The organism is Solibacillus sp. FSL K6-4121, from assembly GCF_038002585.1.
Taxonomy (GTDB): domain Bacteria; phylum Bacillota; class Bacilli; order Bacillales_A; family Planococcaceae; genus Solibacillus; species Solibacillus faecavium.
In genome coordinates, this window is sequence record NZ_JBBOCS010000001.1 from 1,371,221 (window position 1) to 1,389,882 (window position 18,662).

Sequence of the window (18,662 nt, forward strand, 5' to 3'; positions counted from 1 at the left end):
GGGTAATAAAATGGGGAAAATTGAAGTATACAAACCAAAAAATCATATTCGCTTCGTTACAGCATCTAGTCTTTTTGATGGTCATGATGCTTCGATTAATATTATGCGCCGAATTTTACAATCAAGTGGTGCAGAAGTAATTCACTTAGGTCACAACCGTTCAGTAGAGGAAGTTGTTAACGCTGCTATACAGGAAGACGCACAAGGGATAGCGATATCATCATACCAAGGTGGACATATGGAATATTTTAAATATATGTATGACCTACTTCGTGAAAAAGGTGCGCCGCATATTAAGATTTTTGGCGGTGGTGGGGGAGTTATTTTACCACGTGAAATTAAAGAGCTCCATGAGTATGGGATTGCCGGCATTTTCTCGCCGGAGGATGGTCGTCAATTAGGCTTACAAGGAATGATTAATAAAAAGTTAGAAGGCGCGGACTTTTCTACATTAAAAGGGAATTATAAAGAGCTTTTAGAAAAGCTTTCGACAGATACACCGGAAATTTTGGCGAATTTAATAACAGCTGCCGAAAACGGCGATGGAGAAGAGATTCAAAATATGCTACAGCTTGTACGTAGCAAGAATTTAAACACACCGGTTATTGGAATTACCGGTACTGGTGGAGCAGGGAAATCTTCATTAACGGATGAATTAATCCGACGTTTCCTGCAAGAGTTTCCGGATAAAAAGCTCGCTATTATATCAGTCGATCCAACGAAGCAAAAAACAGGCGGTGCATTGCTTGGTGACCGTATTCGTATGAATGCCATCTTTAATAATCGAGTTTATATGCGTAGTTTGGCAACACGTGGCTCGCATACAGAATTATCAAGCTCAATTGGCGATGTACTCGATGTAGTACGTGCAGCAGGATTTGACTTAGTTCTTGTCGAAACAAGCGGTATTGGGCAAGGGGACGCAGAAATCACAAAATATACAGATCTTTCAATGTATGTAATGACAAGTGAGTTTGGGGCGCCAACGCAGCTCGAAAAAATCGATATGATAGATTTTGCTGACTTAATCGCAATCAATAAATTTGAGCGAAAAGGCTCTGAAGATGCACTACGCCAAGTGCAAAAACAATTCCAGCGTTCACGTGAGCTTTGGGATGAGCCAATTGAGCAAATGCCGGTTTTCGGAACAATCGCCTCACAATTTAACGATTTAGGAACGAATTCATTGTTTGCTGCACTCGTATCCAAAATCAATGAAAAGTTCGGCTACAATTGGGAAACTTCCTATGAGCAATTTGTGAAAACACAAAAGCAAAACATTGTTATTCCAAATGATCGCCGCTACTATTTACGCGAAATATCAGAAACAGTACGTAACTATCATAAACATGCAGAACAACAGGCGAACCTCGCAACAAAATGGTATCAGCTCGAAGGAACAAAAGCGTTGCTGAACGAAAATGAAACAGCATTGATTTTGTCGATTGATTCTTTATTGGAAGGGGTACAAAATGAACTAACAGCAGAATCAAAGCGTATTTTAAAAAATTGGCAAACATTAAAAGAAGCGTATGCGGGTGATGAGTTAATTACTAAAGTACGCGATAAAGAAATTAAAACCATTTTACGAACAGAGTCTTTAGCGGGCTTGAAAATTCCAAAAGTAGCATTGCCAGGCTTTAAGGATTACGGTGAAATTTTACGCTGGGTGTATAAAGAAAATGTACCAGGGGAATTCCCTTATACAGCGGGCGTGTTTCCGTTCAAACGTGAAGGAGAAGATCCGAAACGTCAATTTGCTGGAGAAGGAACACCAGAACGTACAAATAAACGGTTCCATTATTTATCGAAGGATGATGATGCAAAGCGCCTATCAACTGCATTTGACTCAGTAACTCTATATGGGGAGGACCCTCATACACGCCCGGATATTTACGGGAAAGTTGGCGAATCAGGAGTAAGCATATGTACACTTGATGATATGAAGAAGCTGTATGCAGGCTTTGATTTATGTGCACCTTCAACGTCTGTTTCGATGACTATAAATGGACCGGCACCGATTATTTTGGCGATGTTTATGAATACAGCAATAGATCAACAAGTCCGTAAGCGCGAACAAGAGCTTGGTCGTACATTAACTATGGAAGAATTTACGGAAACAAGAGAACAAACATTGCAAGTTGTGCGCGGTACTGTACAAGCGGATATATTAAAAGAAGATCAAGGGCAAAACACATGCATCTTCTCAACAGAATTTGCACTTCGTATGATGGGGGATATTCAACAATATTTCATCGATCATAAAGTCCGCAATTACTATTCTGTTTCGATTTCGGGTTATCATATTGCCGAAGCAGGAGCAAATCCAATTTCACAACTGGCATTTACACTCGCAAATGGCTTTACCTATGTAGAATATTATTTGAGTCGTGGTATGAATATTGACGATTTTGCACCGAACTTAAGCTTTTTCTTCTCGAATGGACTGGACCCTGAATATACTGTAATTGGCCGTGTAGCGCGTCGTATTTGGGCAGTAGTTATGCGTGAAAAGTATGGAGCAAATGAACGCTCCCAAAAGCTGAAGTATCATATTCAAACATCGGGTCGAAGTCTACACGCACAAGAAATCGATTTTAATGATATTCGTACGACATTACAGGCATTAATGGCGTTACAGGATAACTGTAATTCATTGCATACAAATGCATATGATGAGGCTATAACTACTCCGACAGAAGAATCGGTTCGTCGTGCAATGGCGATTCAAATGATTATTACAAAAGAGCATGGTTTATCGAAAAATGAGAACCCTTTACAAGGCGCTTTCATTATCGAGGAGCTTACACAATTGGTGGAACAGGCAGTGCTTGAGGAATTTGATCGCATGAATGATCGCGGCGGTGTGCTCGGTGCGATGGAAACACAGTATCAACGTGGGAAAATTCAGGAAGAATCAATGTATTACGAGCATTTAAAGCATTCAGGGCAACTGCCGATTATTGGCGTAAATACGTACCTGAATCCAAATCCACCTTCTGAGGATACGATCAATAATATGGAGATTGCACGTGCCTCAAAAGAAGAAAAGGATTTACAAATTGCTAATTTAGAAAGTTTTAAAGGTGCCAATGCACATACTTGCACTGAAGCACTTAATAAGTTAAAGGAAGTTGCAAAAACGGGTGGCAATATTTTCGAAGAGCTTATGGAAACTGTAAAAGTAGCAAGCTTAGGGCAAATTACACAAGCTCTTTATGAAGTTGGAGGTCAATACCGACGCAATATGTAATAGAAAAAGCAAAAAATCACTAATATTTTGCAAAATTTGCAAATAAATTAATTTGGCATACCACGTAGACAGTAAATTTCGTTATACTAGTAAACACATGATATTTTAAAGGAAGAAGGTGCGGCATTGTGCAGCAATATTTACATTACATTTTGATATTAGCATGCCTGATCGCAACCTTCTTTTTATACAATCAGCAATTAGCAGCAGTCCCTTTGCTGATATTATCATTCATTTTATTTTATGTAGCATATAAAAAAGCAACAAATTTAAAAAACAAGAAATGAAACTAGCATAGTGATGGCATGTTTGTATATAATGGGTATTATGCTTATCTTCATTCGGCTGGTGTTTGAGAGTGGTTGAATGAACATAGTGCCTCTGGATAAATAGATATGTAAGATAAGAAAGGACGTGCACGATTTGAACTTTCGTGGTATGACAGATGAACAATTAGCAGAAGAGTCATTAATCGACTTAGCATACGCACTACTAGAAGAAAAAAAACAAGCAATGCCTTTAAATGAATTATTAAAAGGTATCCAAGAATTAAATGGAATTTCCGATGAAGACTTGAAATCTCGTTTAGTGCAATTTTATACAGACTTAAATGTAGAAGGTCGTTTCTTATTAAACCAGGAAAATGGTTGGGGTTTACGTGAATGGTATAAAGTAGAAACAATCGAAGAAGAAACTGCACCGACTATTAAGACGCGTAAAAAGAAAGCTAAAGTCGCGGATGACGAAGATGACGAAGTACTTGAACTTGAAGAAGAAGATGTATTATTCGAGGAAGATTACGATGAATTCGTAGACGACGAAGACGATGAAGATGAAGTGGAAGAAGACATCGACTTTGTAGAAGAAGACATCGAGGAAATCGACGCGGACATTGATGAAGAGCTAATCGATGAAGATGATACATTTATTATCGAGGATGACGACGAAGAGGAATTGGATGAAGAACTGGAAGACGAAGAAGATTTAAAATAAGTAGCGTTTCAATCGAAAAATTGAAAGTACTTGACTTCTTTTTCAGTTACGTATAATCTTTTACTTGGGCTCCTTTAAAAAGGAGATTGACCGTATAAGTAATACGCTCCCCCTGCAAACTGATGCAGGAGGAGCGTTTTTTATTTTTTTATATGTATATTAGAAAAACATTCACTTGCTTTAAGTAAGTAACCGGGTGTTTTTCTAATTTGTTTTAGAAAGAAGGAGGAATTTATTATATGACAAAGTATATATTCGTAACAGGTGGGGTAGTATCATCTCTTGGTAAAGGAATTGTAGCTGCTTCTTTAGGTCGTTTATTAAAAAACCGTGGATTGGAAGTAACAATTCAAAAGTTTGATCCGTATTTAAACATCGATCCAGGTACAATGAGCCCTTACCAGCACGGTGAAGTTTTCGTTACTGATGATGGCGCAGAGGCGGATTTAGACTTAGGACACTATGAGCGTTTCATTGACATTAATTTAGGAAAACACTCAACAGTAACTTCTGGTAAAGTATATCAGTCTGTATTGAATAAAGAGCGCCGTGGTGACTACAACGGTGGTACAGTTCAAGTAATTCCTCATGTAACAAATGAAATTAAAGACCGTATTCAACGTGCAGGCCGTGAAACTTCGGCGGATGTGGTAATTACGGAAATTGGCGGTACAGTAGGTGACTTCGAATCCCTTTCTTTCCTTGAAGCAATTCGTCAAATGCGTCGTGACCTAGGTCATGAAAATGTTATGTATATCCACTGTACACTAATGCCTTACATCGCAGCAGCAGGAGAAATGAAGACAAAGCCAACACAGCACTCTGTAAAAGAGTTGCGTTCATTAGGTATTCAGCCAAACATTATCGTTTTACGTACTGAACAGCCGGTACCTCAGGATATGAAAGAGAAAATTGCGCTATTCTGTGACGTGCAATCTTCTGATATTATCGAATCGCGCGATGCCGAACATTTATATGAAGTACCATTAAACTTACATGCACAAGGATTCGACCAAATCGTTCTTGACCATTTCCGCATTAGCGCACCACAGGCAAATATGGAAGATTGGAAAGACCTTGTACATTTAGTGAAAAACTTAGAACATAAAACACGCATCGCATTAGTTGGTAAATATGTAGAGCTTCAGGATGCGTATATTTCAGTAGTAGAAGCATTAAAGCATGCAGGTTATGTTTACAATTCGGATATCGAAATTGACTGGATTAATGCTGAGAATATTACAGCTGAAAACGTGGAGCAATTATTAGGACAAGCAGACGGTATTTTAGTACCAGGTGGTTTCGGCGACCGTGGTGTTGAAGGGAAAATCGAATCCATTCGCTATGCACGTGAAAATGACATTCCATTCTTCGGTATTTGTTTAGGTATGCAAATGGCTACGGTTGAATTTGCGCGTAATGTAATGGGATTAGATGGTGCACATTCAACAGAATTAGATAAAAACACGAAGTACCCAATCATTGACTTCCTGCCAGATCAATCTGAGGAGATCGATTTAGGCGGTACGTTACGTCTTGGACTATATCCATGTAAATTAAAAGAAGGGTCACGTGCACGCGCTGCATACAATGGTGAAGAATTAGTGTATGAGCGTCACCGTCACCGCTACGAGTTCAACAATGAATTCCGTGAAGCAATGGAAGCGGAAGGTTTGGTATTCTCAGGCGTATCACCTGATAATAAGTTAGTAGAAATTATTGAATTACCAGAGAAAAAATTCTTTGTTGCAGGTCAATTCCACCCAGAATTAATTTCTCGCCCACAACGCCCACAGCCACTATTCCGTGAGTTTGTTGGAGCTGCGTTTAACAACCGAAAATAACGTTTCAGGAGCGTGTCCTATTTTAAATGGGGCACGCTTTAATTTTTGAAGAGCTGAAAACCCAAATAAAAAACGACCCCCATTACGTTGTAATACGTAATAAGAATCGTTTGCGATTTAAGCAAATGGAGAGATAGATTCCTCTTCGTCATTTTCGTCATCATCGACCAGCATTTCATCAAATTCCATTTTAATCGCCTCATAAATATATAAAGCAGCCATTAAATGAGGGAACACAATTCGCTCACCAAGTTTAGTTGGATGGGGTAAAATTCCGCCACGTACTTTCAACGAAATATACGTATAGGCAAGCTCGCTTAATTGATTGCCAGTCTCAGCAACCTCACTTGCCACAGCTGCAAAGGGAATAAAGTCATCATGCATTTTTTGCGCCAGCTTTAACGCTTGTTCATCCGTTGCATGCTGCGTAAAAATAATAAGACGATCGGCAGGTAACAGCTCTACCTCATCCGTATAACGTGCAAATTTTGCAAAAGGACTTGCACCAAGCTCTGCATGGATTGCGACAGCGTCCATTTCACCAAAAGCAGCAAAGTAAATAGTTCCTTGCCCGATTGCCGCCTGTGCCAATAAACGGGCTGTTTCCTCAATTGGTTCTTCTTCGGACTGTTGAATGCGCTGAAATAGCCCTGTTAATTGTGTAGTTAAAATTTTAGACATAATTCCACCTCAAAGCTATTATAAAATTGTGCTCAAGAAAAAGCAAAATCATATATACTTATTGTAAAAGAAGGAAAATAAAGATAAAAATTGAATTCTTAGTAATATAAAATCATTATCGTAAATGGGGAATGACTATGAGGGAAATATTAATCGTAGATGATCAAAGAGGGATAAGGTTGCTGTTAGATGAATTATTTAAAAAAGAAGGTTTTATCACACATCTGGCTGCAAATGGTTACGATGCATTAAAAATAGCAAAGGAAAATGCAATAGATTGCGTTTTACTGGATATGAAAATTCCTGGAATGGATGGATTGGAGATTTTAGCGCATTTAAAAAGTGAAAATCCCGATTTACCGGTAATAATGATGACAGCGTATGTTGAACAGCATATGATTGATACCGCAACAGAACTTGGCGTGACAAAGTACTTCTCTAAACCATTCAATATATTTGAAATACGGGATGAAGTCAAAAAAATATTAACAATCCACGAAAAAATATAAAGGAACCGGTGAGCAGGCAGTAGCGCATACTGTCTGTTTTTGTTATGATTAATCTGAATGTTTATATCAATTCTTGTGAATTTGCATAGAATTGACAATAGAAAAAATACTTAAAAAAAGCATATTGCACAAACTATGTTTTTCTAGTAGCAAACTATTTATGTATCTTCGAGGAGGATTTTAATAATGCCGTTAGTTTCAATGAAAGAAATGTTAATTAAAGCAAAAGCAGAAAGTTATGCAGTAGGTCAGTTTAATATTAACAACTTAGAGTGGACACAAGCTATTCTACAGGCAGCAGAAGAAGAAAAATCACCAGTAATTTTAGGTGTTTCAGAAGGTGCCGGTAAATATATGGGCGGTTTCATTGCTGTTGTAAAAATGGTTGAGGGCTTAATGGAAAGCTATAAAACAACAGTTCCAGTTGCCATTCATTTAGACCATGGTTCGAGCTTCGATAAATGTAAAGAAGCAATCGATGCTGGCTTTACTTCTGTTATGATTGACGCTTCCCATCATCCATATGAAGAAAATGTAGAAACAACAAAATCTGTTGTTGAATATGCCCATGCAAAAGGTGTTTCTGTAGAAGCTGAATTGGGTACAGTAGGTGGCGAGGAAGATGGAGTTATCGGTGGTATTATGTATGCTAACCCACAAGAGTGCCAAGCTTTAGTGGAAGCTACAGGAATAGATTGCCTAGCACCAGCACTAGGTTCAGTACACGGTCCTTATAAAGGGGAGCCAAACTTAGGATTCACTGAAATGGAAGAAATCTCTACACTAACGGATGTACCTTTAGTTTTACATGGTGGTACTGGAATTCCAACAAAGGATATTCAACGTTCTATCTCGTTAGGTACAGCTAAAATTAACGTAAATACAGAAAACCAAATCGCGGCGACTAAAGTAATCCGTGAATTTTTGGATGGCGACAAGAAAACATATGACCCACGAAAATATTTAGGCCCGGCTCGTGAAGCGATTAAAGCAACAGTAATCGGAAAAATGCGTGAATTCGGTAGCTCGGGGAAAGCTTAACAAATAAATGATTCCACAAAAGAAATGCGCATAGTAGAGCACATTTCTTTGTGAACACTTGTTTTCAACTTCAAGCATCTCGTTCACAACTGGGCGGGATGTGTTTTTCTAAGTACACATAAATCGGAGGACATATAATGAAATTTTTTATTGATACAGCAAACTTTGACGAGATTAAAGAAGCATACTCTTGGGGCATTCTTTCAGGTGTAACAACGAACCCATCATTAGTAGCGAAAGAATCAGGTGTAAACTTCCATGATCGCTTACGTGAAATCGCGGAATTAGTAAACGGATCGGTGTCAGGTGAGGTAATCTCTTTAGACGCTGAAGGAATGATTCGTGAAGGGGAAGAATTAGCGGCAATTCACCCAAACATTACAGTAAAACTGCCGATGACTCCAGATGGTTTAAAAGCATGTAAACACTTCTCTGAAAAAGGGATTAAAACAAATGTGACATTAATTTTCTCTGCAAACCAAGCATTAATGGCCGCTCGTGCTGGCGCATCATATGTATCTCCATTTTTAGGACGTTTAGATGATATTGGTCAAGACGGTGTTGAATTAATTCGTGAAATTGCTGAAATGTTTGCAATCCATGAGATTGATACTGAAATAATTGCTGCTTCTATTCGTCATCCACAACATATTACGCAAGCTGCATTGGCAGGTGCACATATTGCAACTACGCCATACAAAGTTTTACAGCAACTGTTTAACCATCCATTAACAGCCAAAGGAATTGAAGGATTTTTAGCGGATTGGGCAAAGCGTGAAGGGAAATAATAAGAATACTTCACAGCAATCTGGTTCATTGTGAAATTTGTCCAATTAAAGGGAGAACACAAAATGGATGTATTTAAAATTCAAGGCGGACGTCGACTAAAAGGGAAAATTACTGTTAGTGGTGCAAAAAATAGTGCAGTTGCTTTAATTCCTGCATCAATTTTGGCGGATTCTTCCGTAACAATTGGAGGAATTCCGGAGATTTCGGATGCGTGGACATTAAAAGCACTACTTGAAGAAATCGGTGGGGAAGTAACATTTGAAGATGGGAAGATGATAATCGACCCATCGAAAATGGTAGCAATGCCTCTGCCGAATGGCAATGTAAAAAAATTACGGGCATCTTACTATATGATGGGTGCTATGTTAGGACGTTTTAAGCAAGCCGTAATTGGTTTGCCAGGAGGCTGTTTTTTAGGCCCGCGTCCAATTGATCAGCATATTAAAGGATTTGAAGCTTTAGGTGCAAAAGTGACGAATGAGCACGGTGCAATTTATTTGCGTGCAGATGAACTGATCGGTGCAAAAATTTATTTAGACGTGGCAAGTGTAGGTGCAACAATCAATATTATGCTAGCAGCAGTGCGGGCAAAAGGTAAAACAACTATTGAAAACGCTGCTAAAGAGCCTGAAATTATTGATGTTGCAACACTTTTGACAAATATGGGCGCAAATATTAAAGGTGCTGGAACAAGTGTTATACGTATTGAAGGTGTCGATGAGCTAAAAGGAACGAAACATACGATTATTCCGGATCGAATTGAAGCTGCAACATTTATGATAATGGCAGCGGCGATTGGTGATGGCGTAGTAATCGACAATGTTATTCCACTACATTTAGAGGCAGTGACAGCGAAGCTTCGGGAAATGGGCGTAATCGTGGAAGAAAACGAAGAAAGCTTGTACATTCCAAAGCAAACGAACTTACAGGCTGTTGATGTTAAAACTCTTGTATATCCAGGGTTTCCAACTGATGTACAGCAGCCTTTATCGGTATTAATGACCCAGGCAGAAGGCGCTTCGATGATTACGGATACTATTTATTCAGCACGCTTCAAACATATCGATGAATTACGTCGTATGAGTGCAAAAGCACGAGTAGAAGGGAATACCGCAATCATACAAGGACCTGCCTCTTTAGAAGGATCGGCTGTAACAGCAACTGATCTACGTGCAGGTGCGGCATTAGTTTTAGCTGGTTTAATTGCAAAAGGCGAGACTGAAATCCATGAGATTCATCATATCGAACGCGGGTATAGTTCATTAATTGAAAAATTATGTGCGTTAGGTGCGAATATCCGCAAAGAGCCATCTGTCATTAAAATGAATAATAAAGCATAAAATTTGCCATAATTGATGAGCAAATTCACGCACCTTTAGAATATGTTAAAATTAACTGTGAAAAAAATAGTCAGTGAAATATACAATTTCAAAACAGCGGTTTTTTAATGCTGTTAAAATCGGCTTTAACCGATTACAGGAGGCAAACACAAAATGGAACGTAGTTTATCAATGGAAGTAGTACGTGTAACAGAAGCAGCAGCGATTGCATCAGCGAAATGGATGGGGCGCGGACTTAAAATTGAAGCAGATGACGCAGCAACAACAGCAATGCGTGTTATGTTTGATACAATCCCAATGCATGCGACAGTTGTAATTGGTGAAGGAGAAATGGATGAAGCACCGATGCTTTATATCGGTGAAGAATTAGGGCTTCGAAATGGCGGACCTGAAGTTGATATTGCAGTGGATCCATTAGAAGGTACGAATATCGTAGCAAAAGGAACAAATGGCGCGATGACAGTACTAGCTATTGCAGACCGCGGGAATCTTTTAAACGCACCGGATATGTATATGGATAAAATTGCAGTAGGTCCAGAAGCAGCAGGTAAAGTTGATATTAATGCATCTGTTACTTATAACCTACTGCAAGTAGCGAAGGCAAAAAATAAGGATATTTCTGATGTTGTAGCAACTCTTTTAGATCGTGATCGTCATCAGCATATTGTTGATGAAATCCGTGAGACAGGCGCTCGAATTAAATTTATCCAAGATGGCGATGTAGCTGCTGCAATTAATACAGCTTTTGACGAAACAGGTATCGACATTATGTTTGGTATGGGTGGCGCTCCAGAAGGTGTTATCGCAGCAGTTGCATTAAAATGTTTAGGTGGCGATTTCCAAGCTAAACTAGTTCCGGAAGATGAAGAACAACTAGAACGTTGCAAAAAAATGGGCATCGATGTTGATAAAGTATTAATGTTGGATGATTTAGTTAAGGGAGACGATGCGATTTTTGCAGCGACTGCTGTAACTGACTCAGAACTTTTACGTGGTGTTCAATATAAAGGTTCATATGCACTGACACATTCTGTTGTTATGCGCGCAAAATCTGGCACAGTACGCTTTATCGAAGGGCGTCACAGCATTGCCAAAAAACCAAAGTACGGTCAACTCTAACTTCTCATATATTGTAATTAACATAGAAAATCCCATTTTCATTTAATTTACGATATTATATAATTAATGCCCGGTATAATAGCCGGGCATCTTTCAAATAAGTGAATCTTCTTCCAACGCGCATTCCTAAATTTTCTACATGTAAAAGCCCAAAAATTTAAAATTATTAATAGACTGGAGAAAACCTATGACAGCATTAACCATTGCTCAATTAGAAAGCATGACATTAAAAGAATTATATGCTTTAGCGAAGCAATTTAAAGTTATGAATGCTAGTAAGCTAAATAAAAAGGAACTTATTTTTGCGATTTTAAAATCACGCTCTGAACAGGAAGGCTTCTTTTTCATGGAAGGCGTTTTAGAAATCATTCCTACAGATGGCTTCGGATTTTTACGCCCGATTAACTATTCTCCTTCGAAAGAGGACATTTATATTTCAGCTTCACAAATTCGTCGTTTTGATTTACGAAATGGAGATAAAGTATCTGGAAAAGTTCGTCCGCCAAAAGAAAACGAACGCTATTATGGACTATTGCAAGTTGATGCAGTAAATGGCGAAGACCCTGAAGTAGCTAAAGAGCGAGTGCATTTCCCTGCATTAACGCCACTTTACCCGGATCGTCATATTAAATTGGAAACAGTACCTACAAAACTTTCAACACGAATTATGGATTTAGTAGCTCCTGTTGGTTTTGGTCAACGTGGTTTAATTGTAGCACCGCCAAAAGCAGGTAAAACATCTTTATTAAAGGAAATTGCCAATGCTATTACGACAAATCATCCTGAAGCGGAACTTATCGTATTATTAATTGATGAGCGTCCAGAGGAAGTAACGGATATCGAGCGTTCAGTAAATGCTGATGTTGTTTCTTCTACCTTTGATGAAGTGCCAGAAAACCATGTAAAAGTAGCGGAAATCGTACTAGAACGTGCTCGTCGTTTAGTGGAACATAAGCGTGATGTCATTATTTTAATGGACTCAATTACACGTTTAGCACGTGCTTACAACTTAGTTATTCCGCCAAGCGGTCGTACACTTTCAGGTGGTATTGACCCAGCAGCATTCCATCGTCCAAAACGTTTCTTCGGTTCGGCTCGTAATATTGAAGAGGGTGGTAGTTTAACAATTTTGGCTACTGCTCTTGTCGATACAGGAAGCCGTATGGATGAAGTAATTTACGAAGAGTTTAAAGGAACGGGTAACTTGGAGTTACACCTAGACCGCAGCTTGGCAGAGCGCCGTATATTCCCAGCACTAGATATTCGCCGTTCAGGTACACGTAAAGAAGAGCTTCTTATACCGAAAGATCAGTTGGATAAGTTATGGGCAATCCGTAAAACATTTAGTGACTCTCATGATTTCGGCGAGAAGTTTTTACGCAAAATACGCACAACGAAATCAAATGAAGAATTTTTCGAAAAGCTTGATACAGATATGAAAAAAGCAACGAACGGTAAAGGGTTATTGTAATCTTTCATCAAGTAATTGCTGAAAGCTATAAGTTATTTTAAATTAACCCCCATGTGAAGGTAACGAATTGTATTCTAATGCTTTTTATAAAATAATTAAAAATAGTTGCAACCTATTTTAATTGTTGCTATAATTCTTTAAGTATGAAACGTGCACATATATAGCTGACCTCCACACATTACGTATGTAGTGACATATTCGGGCTATGTAAGGTGCAGTTCGAAAATACTCTGTTCCGGATGGTTCAGGGCGAGAGGAGAAAACGAATATGAAACAAGGTATCCACCCAGATTACAAAGTAGCAACAGTAACTTGCTCTTGTGGTAATTCTTTTGAAACAGGTTCAGTTAAAGAAAAGATCTCAATCGAGTTCTGTAACGAATGTCACCCATTCTACACAGGTCGTCAAAAGTTCGCTTCTGCTGACGGACGTGTTGATAAGTTCAACAAAAAATATGGTATGAAATAATACCTTAACCCATTTCCACGTTGTTGGAGATGGGTTTTTGATTTTTATATTAAGCAAATAATTATATTAGAACATATTGTGAAGTTATTAGAATACTTTTAATGGTTATTAGAAAGCATGAAAAGTATATTCGAAAACGGAAAACGTATATTAGAAAATATACATACTTTATTAGAAGACACGGGTTTTATTAGAAAAAATAAAATTATTTTAGCAAAAATTTAGTTATAGTAGAAGTCTTTCACACAAGTTTTCTTAAAGTACAGCATCGTTTGCAATAGACGAATCGTGAAAAAATAGCTAAGATAAAAGAAGAAAAATAAAAAGTAAAACCTTGAGTAATTACTCAAGGTTTTTGTCTGTAATTACGTGGAGAAACGAGGAATTATAATGGCTCAATTATTTTATAAACATGGTGCAATGAACAGTGGAAAATCGATTGAAATTTTAAAAGTTGCCCACAATTATGAAGAACAAAATAAGTCAGTTCTTATATTTACATCCGGTATTGATACACGTGATGAAGTAGGAGTGGTATCAAGCCGAATTGGTTTAAAACGCCCGGCAATTGCCGTTTTTAATGATACAAATATTTATGAGATCGTCAAAGATCATGAAGGAAAATTATACTGTGTACTCGTTGATGAAGTTCAATTTTTATCAAAAGAGCATGTTCTACAATTGACTCAAATTGTCGATGAGTTGAATATACCGGTTATGGGATTCGGCTTAAAAAATGATTTCCAGAACGAACTGTTTGAAGGTAGCCGTTACATGACGATTTACGCTGACAAAATTGAAGAAATGAAAACAATTTGCTGGTTCTGCCATAAAAAGGCGACGATGAATTTAAGAGTAGATGAAAATAAAAAACCCGTTCGTACAGGTGATCAAATCCAAATTGGGGGTAATGATAGTTATTATCCCGTTTGTCGTAAATGTCATACAAACCCACCTTTATAACTTCAGGCATATAGTATATATTTCAAAGAAAACTGGAATCCTAAATGTATTTATGCAAAGGTGTAAATGATAACAATAAAGTTCGCCGTAGAGGTAGCAACAACCGTGAAATTTCTTTATACTAGTAAAGGTGCATTTTAACGTGACTCGAGAAATTAATTTGATGCTTCATTAAAAGATGAAGATGATAAAACTAGATGTTAAAGACCGTTGATTGGAATGGAGGGAAGGCGACTCCTGCGGGAATAGCAAATGGCTATTTGCGACGAGTAATCGCAGGAGCACGAGGGAGAGCAAAAGGAACAAAAGCTAAGAACGCCACGTCCTGTGGCGACGCTTTTGTGACCAACATCGTGTTGGCCTCGTGCCCGCGGAAAGCGTCCGACCCGGAATGGAAATCAACACGTGGTAATGTGAGGAAATAAAATAAAATAACTTTTAGAGGTGAAATACAAATGTTTGATCGTTTACAGGCGGTTGAGGACCGATATGAAAGATTAAATGAATTACTGAGTGATCCAGATATCGTAAGTGATTCGAACAAGTTACGTGAGTATTCAAAAGAGCAATCCGATATTCAGGAAATGGTAGACGTATATCGTGAATACAAATCAGTAAAAGAGCAACTGGCTGATACACGCGAATTAATGGAAATAGAAAAAGATGCAGAAATGCTTGAAATGATGAAGGAAGAGTTTAACGACTTAAATAAACAAGTTCCCGATTTGGAAGAACGTCTGCGTATTTTATTAATTCCAAAAGACCCGAACGATTCGAAAAACGTAATTATGGAGATCCGTGGTGCTGCTGGCGGTGACGAGGCGAATATTTTTGCTGGTGACTTGTTCCGTATGTATACACGTTATGCAGAAACACAAGGCTGGAAAGTGGATATTATGGAAGCAACGCCAAATCCGGCAGGCGGCTATAAAGAAGTAATCTTGATGATTAACGGTCAAGGTGCTTATTCAAAATTCAAATATGAAAACGGCGCACACCGTGTTCAACGTGTTCCGGCTACAGAATCACAAGGCCGTATTCATACATCAACTGCAACAGTTGCTTGTTTACCGGAAGTACATGTAGAAGATGTAGAAATTCATGAAAAGGATATTCGCGTTGATACATTCGCTTCATCAGGTGCAGGTGGTCAGTCAGTAAATACAACGATGTCCGCTGTACGTATGACCCACTTACCAACTGGGGTTGTCGTTTCGATGCAGGATGAGCGTTCACAAATTAAAAACCGTGAAAAAGCGATGAAAATTTTAGTAGCTCGTGTAGCGGATAAACACCGTCAAGAAGCACAGGCAGAAATTGATGCAACACGTAAGACAGCAGTAGGAACAGGCGACCGTTCTGAGCGTATCCGTACTTACAACTATCCACAAAACCGTGTAACAGATCATCGAATTGGCTTAACGATTCAAAAGCTTGATCAAATTGTTGAAGGTAAGTTGGATGAAATTATTGATGCACTTATTTTAGATGAGCAAGCAACACGCTTAGCCAACTTAAATGAAGATGCATAAAACTATTTTTGAGGCCCTGAATGGGGCTTCTTCTTTTTTAGAGGAAAACGGTCGCGAAGGAAATGCCGCAAGATTACTATTGCAGCATATTTTACAGACAAATTATTCAGGCTTGATGATGAAAATGCATGAGCCGTTAGCAGTTGAACACCAGCAGCAATTTGACGTTTATTTGCAGGAGCATATTAAAGGACGCCCTATACAATACATTACAGGTGTAGAAGAATTTTATGGAAGAACTTTCAATGTGGATGAGTCGGTTTTAATTCCACGTCCTGAAACGGAAGAATTGATTGTTGGGACAATAGAGCGGATACAAAAGCTATTCGGTGAAAAAAAAGAATTTAAATTTGCGGATATCGGAACAGGTAGTGGAGCAATCGCTATTACGATGAAAAAAGAATGCCCGAATCTTGATGTAACAGCAACGGATATTTCAGAAGACGCATTGGAAACAGCAAAGAAAAATGCAGAGCAACTCCAAGCACACATTACATTTAAGCAGGGGGATTTAACAACACCGATTGCCAATGAAAAGTGGGATATCGTATTATCCAACCCTCCTTATATCGCATTTGATGAAATGAAGGATATGTCGGATGTAGTAGTAGCACATGAACCGCATAGTGCATTGTTTGCCGAGGAAAATGGACTGTTACTTTATCGTAAACTAGCAGAAAATTTACCGGCCATTATGAATACTCCGGCCTTAATCGGACTTGAAATTGGCTATACACAGGGAGAAGCTGTAGCTGGCTTTTTCAAAAAGAGCTTCCCAAATGCCCATGTAACAGTAGTTAAAGATATAAATAAAAAAGATCGAATTATTTTTTGTGAGATTAGTGAATAAAAACTAGATTCCTTGTAAACAATGTTTTGCAAGGGGGAATGAAAATGTTACATGATTACGATATTAAAAATGAATCCAATCTATTTTTAGCGGTTGCTAAATTACTAATAAGTGTGTTGTTTATATATAGTGCAGCTTGTATAGTACCTGATTTTGTAGAGGGAGTACGTGAAGGGCAGACGCTAAGCGATGAGCAGTTAAAAATCCGTGTGATTGCAAATAGCTCAACGAAAGCTGATCAATTGGTAAAGTATGAGGTAGTAGAAACAATTCAAGGTTATATACAGGAAACATCAGATTTTTCAGAAGATATCCACAGTGTGGAAAAGATTTATCAAGAAATTCAGAAAACTTACCCACAATTAAAAGTTTCATATAAATTTGGGGATAACTTAATGCCGCCGAAATGGTATTTAGGTCAGTTTTATCCACAAAATAAATATTATTCTGTCAATTTTGTGATTGGACAAGGCCGAGGAGAAAATTGGTTCTGTGCAGTGTTTCCAACGCTTTGTAAAAAGGATGAACCAGCGAAAACTGAACGACCAACATTTTATATTTCCGAATGGTGGAAGAAAAATAAACAAAAAAGTAATCAACAGAAAATAAAAGAATATACACAGGTAACTGTTAGTTATTAACAAATTGTGGATAATCTTTTGAAATACTTGTAGAAAGGGGGATGAAATGATGCGAACTTTACAATTACCTGTGGATGATTTTGTGGATAATTCAGAAAATTATACACAAGCTGTGGATTTGTTAAAAAAGGGGGAAGTTGTTGCATTTCCTACCGAAACAGTTTACGGGCTGGGTGCAGTGGCAACAGACGAGAAAGCAGTGAAAAAAATATTTGATGCAAAAGGTCGTCCTTCCGATAATCCGCTTATTGTACATATTGGAACTGCGGAAGAAATATCCCTCTATATATCATATATTCCTGAACTTGCTAAAATATGCATGGAGGCTTTTTGGCCTGGTCCACTCACAATTGTTATGCATGCAAAACCGAATATATTGGCACCGAGCGTAACTGCAGGTTTAGATACAGTAGGCATTCGTATGCCTGATCACCCGGTTGCTCTCAAACTGCTGCAAACTTTAAAAGCACCATTAGCAGCGCCAAGTGCAAATCGCAGTGGGAAGCCAAGCCCGACAAAAGCGGATCATGTTTTCGAAGATTTGCAAGGTATTATCCCATGCATTTTAGATGGTGGAATGACAGGAATCGGTGTAGAATCAACCGTTCTCGATGTTACGTTAGATACGCCTGTTATTTTACGTCCAGGTGGAGTAACGAAAGAAATGCTAGAAGCAGTAATCGGTCCGGTAGATGAGCCAAGCATTGAACAGCAAAAGATTGAGTCGACACCGAAAGCACCGGGGATGAAATATACTCATTATGCACCAAATGCACCTGTTTATTTAATAGATGCAAATAAAGAAACAATTGAAAATGCACTCGAACAATTAAAATCTGTGCATAAAGTTGCTCTATTGGCTCCGGAAAGCTTTAAAGATATAAAAGCAGATTACTATTTTTCCTTTGGTGAAGCACATAATCTTGAACAGATGAGTGCAACTTTGTATGATGCTTTACGCGCTTGTGATAAAACAGATGCAACAATTATTTTAGCGACGGCTACAACAAAATCCGGGGTAGGGACAGCAATTATGAACCGCCTGGAAAAAGCAGCTGGCGGCAATTGGTTTTCACTTAAATAATCTTTATGACCACATTCTGCAAAATTTTGTAGATGTGGTTTTTTTGGTTGTGTGTAAATCTGTAGGATATTTTTAATTGGAAA

General features: G+C 38.3%; 16 protein-coding genes. 15 read left to right on the forward strand and 1 reads right to left on the reverse strand.

What is annotated here, in order from left to right:
- Positions 1-10 precede the first annotated feature (10 nt).
- The 3 genes from icmF (at position 11) to MHH95_RS06995 (ending at position 6,090) form a co-directional block, all read left to right on the forward strand.
- The gene (gene icmF, locus MHH95_RS06985) at positions 11-3,253 is read left to right on the forward strand and encodes a fused isobutyryl-CoA mutase/GTPase IcmF (RefSeq protein ID WP_340726918.1); all 3,243 of its coding nucleotides are present in this window, start codon (positions 11-13) and stop codon (positions 3,251-3,253) included.
- 414 nt (positions 3,254-3,667) lie between these two features.
- Positions 3,668-4,246: a DNA-directed RNA polymerase subunit delta gene (rpoE, locus tag MHH95_RS06990; RefSeq protein ID WP_340726919.1), complete on the forward strand. Its 579-nt coding sequence runs from the start codon at positions 3,668-3,670 to the stop codon at positions 4,244-4,246.
- Positions 4,247-4,485: 239 nt separating this feature from the next.
- On the forward strand, positions 4,486-6,090 hold the full coding sequence (locus MHH95_RS06995; RefSeq protein WP_339215113.1) for a CTP synthase: 1,605 nt from the start codon (positions 4,486-4,488) through the stop codon (positions 6,088-6,090).
- A 117-nt stretch (positions 6,091-6,207) separates the two neighbouring features.
- On the opposite strand, the gene MHH95_RS07000 is transcribed toward MHH95_RS06995, so the two are convergent.
- Positions 6,208-6,771: a DUF2529 family protein gene (locus MHH95_RS07000; RefSeq protein WP_340726920.1), complete on the reverse strand. Its 564-nt coding sequence runs from the start codon at positions 6,769-6,771 to the stop codon at positions 6,208-6,210.
- Between the two features lie 131 nt (positions 6,772-6,902).
- Here MHH95_RS07000 and MHH95_RS07005 point away from each other — a divergent pair, with 131 nt between their 5' ends.
- From MHH95_RS07005 to MHH95_RS07060, 12 genes are all read left to right on the forward strand, one after another.
- Positions 6,903-7,280 carry a response regulator gene (locus tag MHH95_RS07005; RefSeq protein WP_340726921.1) on the forward strand — a complete coding sequence of 126 codons (378 nt, stop codon included), beginning with the start codon at positions 6,903-6,905 and terminating at the stop codon, positions 7,278-7,280.
- 186 nt (positions 7,281-7,466) lie between these two features.
- Positions 7,467-8,321: a class II fructose-bisphosphate aldolase gene (locus tag MHH95_RS07010; RefSeq protein WP_340726922.1), complete on the forward strand. Its 855-nt coding sequence runs from the start codon at positions 7,467-7,469 to the stop codon at positions 8,319-8,321.
- Positions 8,322-8,458: 137 nt separating this feature from the next.
- Entirely contained in the window at positions 8,459-9,109 is a 651-nt protein-coding gene (gene fsa / locus MHH95_RS07015) for a fructose-6-phosphate aldolase (RefSeq protein WP_191700789.1), read from the forward strand.
- Positions 9,110-9,172: 63 nt separating this feature from the next.
- The gene (locus tag MHH95_RS07020) at positions 9,173-10,450 is read left to right on the forward strand and encodes a UDP-N-acetylglucosamine 1-carboxyvinyltransferase (RefSeq protein WP_340726923.1); all 1,278 of its coding nucleotides are present in this window, start codon (positions 9,173-9,175) and stop codon (positions 10,448-10,450) included.
- 153 nt (positions 10,451-10,603) lie between these two features.
- Complete coding sequence (gene glpX / locus MHH95_RS07025; protein WP_340726924.1) at positions 10,604-11,569, forward strand: class II fructose-bisphosphatase; 966 nt, start codon at positions 10,604-10,606, stop codon at positions 11,567-11,569.
- 187 nt (positions 11,570-11,756) lie between these two features.
- Positions 11,757-13,040, forward strand: coding sequence for a transcription termination factor Rho (gene rho, locus MHH95_RS07030; RefSeq protein WP_340726925.1), 1,284 nt, complete (start codon positions 11,757-11,759; stop codon positions 13,038-13,040).
- A 268-nt stretch (positions 13,041-13,308) separates the two neighbouring features.
- On the forward strand, positions 13,309-13,509 hold the full coding sequence (rpmE, locus tag MHH95_RS07035; protein WP_191700793.1) for a 50S ribosomal protein L31: 201 nt from the start codon (positions 13,309-13,311) through the stop codon (positions 13,507-13,509).
- Between the two features lie 390 nt (positions 13,510-13,899).
- Positions 13,900-14,472 carry a thymidine kinase gene (locus MHH95_RS07040; protein ID WP_340726926.1) on the forward strand — a complete coding sequence of 191 codons (573 nt, stop codon included), beginning with the start codon at positions 13,900-13,902 and terminating at the stop codon, positions 14,470-14,472.
- A gap of 455 nt (positions 14,473-14,927) precedes the next feature.
- Positions 14,928-16,004 (forward strand): peptide chain release factor 1, encoded by a 1,077-nt coding sequence (gene prfA, locus MHH95_RS07045; protein ID WP_191700794.1) that lies wholly within the window; start codon positions 14,928-14,930, stop codon positions 16,002-16,004.
- Positions 15,991-16,854, forward strand: coding sequence for a peptide chain release factor N(5)-glutamine methyltransferase (gene prmC / locus MHH95_RS07050; protein WP_340726927.1), 864 nt, complete (start codon positions 15,991-15,993; stop codon positions 16,852-16,854). The genes prfA and prmC overlap by 14 nt, the downstream gene beginning before the upstream one ends.
- 44 nt (positions 16,855-16,898) lie before the next feature.
- Positions 16,899-17,495 carry a stage II sporulation protein R gene (locus tag MHH95_RS07055; protein ID WP_340726928.1) on the forward strand — a complete coding sequence of 199 codons (597 nt, stop codon included), beginning with the start codon at positions 16,899-16,901 and terminating at the stop codon, positions 17,493-17,495.
- A 49-nt stretch (positions 17,496-17,544) separates the two neighbouring features.
- Positions 17,545-18,579: an L-threonylcarbamoyladenylate synthase gene (locus MHH95_RS07060; protein WP_340726929.1), complete on the forward strand. Its 1,035-nt coding sequence runs from the start codon at positions 17,545-17,547 to the stop codon at positions 18,577-18,579.
- Positions 18,580-18,662: the final 83 nt, after the last annotated feature.

Coding starts and splice junctions, on each gene's coding strand:
- prmC (WP_340726927.1), top strand. CDS start 15,991: ATGAAGATGCATAAAACTATTTTTGAGGCCCTGAATGGGGCTTCTTCT.
- rpmE (WP_191700793.1), top strand. CDS start 13,309: ATGAAACAAGGTATCCACCCAGATTACAAAGTAGCAACAGTAACTTGC.
- prfA (WP_191700794.1), top strand. CDS start 14,928: ATGTTTGATCGTTTACAGGCGGTTGAGGACCGATATGAAAGATTAAAT.
- glpX (WP_340726924.1), top strand. CDS start 10,604: ATGGAACGTAGTTTATCAATGGAAGTAGTACGTGTAACAGAAGCAGCA.
- MHH95_RS07020 (WP_340726923.1), top strand. CDS start 9,173: ATGGATGTATTTAAAATTCAAGGCGGACGTCGACTAAAAGGGAAAATT.
- fsa (WP_191700789.1), top strand. CDS start 8,459: ATGAAATTTTTTATTGATACAGCAAACTTTGACGAGATTAAAGAAGCA.
- MHH95_RS07000 (WP_340726920.1), bottom strand. CDS start 6,771: ATGTCTAAAATTTTAACTACACAATTAACAGGGCTATTTCAGCGCATT.
- MHH95_RS07040 (WP_340726926.1), top strand. CDS start 13,900: ATGGCTCAATTATTTTATAAACATGGTGCAATGAACAGTGGAAAATCG.
- icmF (WP_340726918.1), top strand. CDS start 11: ATGGGGAAAATTGAAGTATACAAACCAAAAAATCATATTCGCTTCGTT.
- MHH95_RS07060 (WP_340726929.1), top strand. CDS start 17,545: ATGCGAACTTTACAATTACCTGTGGATGATTTTGTGGATAATTCAGAA.
- MHH95_RS06995 (WP_339215113.1), top strand. CDS start 4,486: ATGACAAAGTATATATTCGTAACAGGTGGGGTAGTATCATCTCTTGGT.
- MHH95_RS07005 (WP_340726921.1), top strand. CDS start 6,903: ATGACTATGAGGGAAATATTAATCGTAGATGATCAAAGAGGGATAAGG.
- rho (WP_340726925.1), top strand. CDS start 11,757: ATGACAGCATTAACCATTGCTCAATTAGAAAGCATGACATTAAAAGAA.
- MHH95_RS07010 (WP_340726922.1), top strand. CDS start 7,467: ATGCCGTTAGTTTCAATGAAAGAAATGTTAATTAAAGCAAAAGCAGAA.
- MHH95_RS07055 (WP_340726928.1), top strand. CDS start 16,899: ATGTTACATGATTACGATATTAAAAATGAATCCAATCTATTTTTAGCG.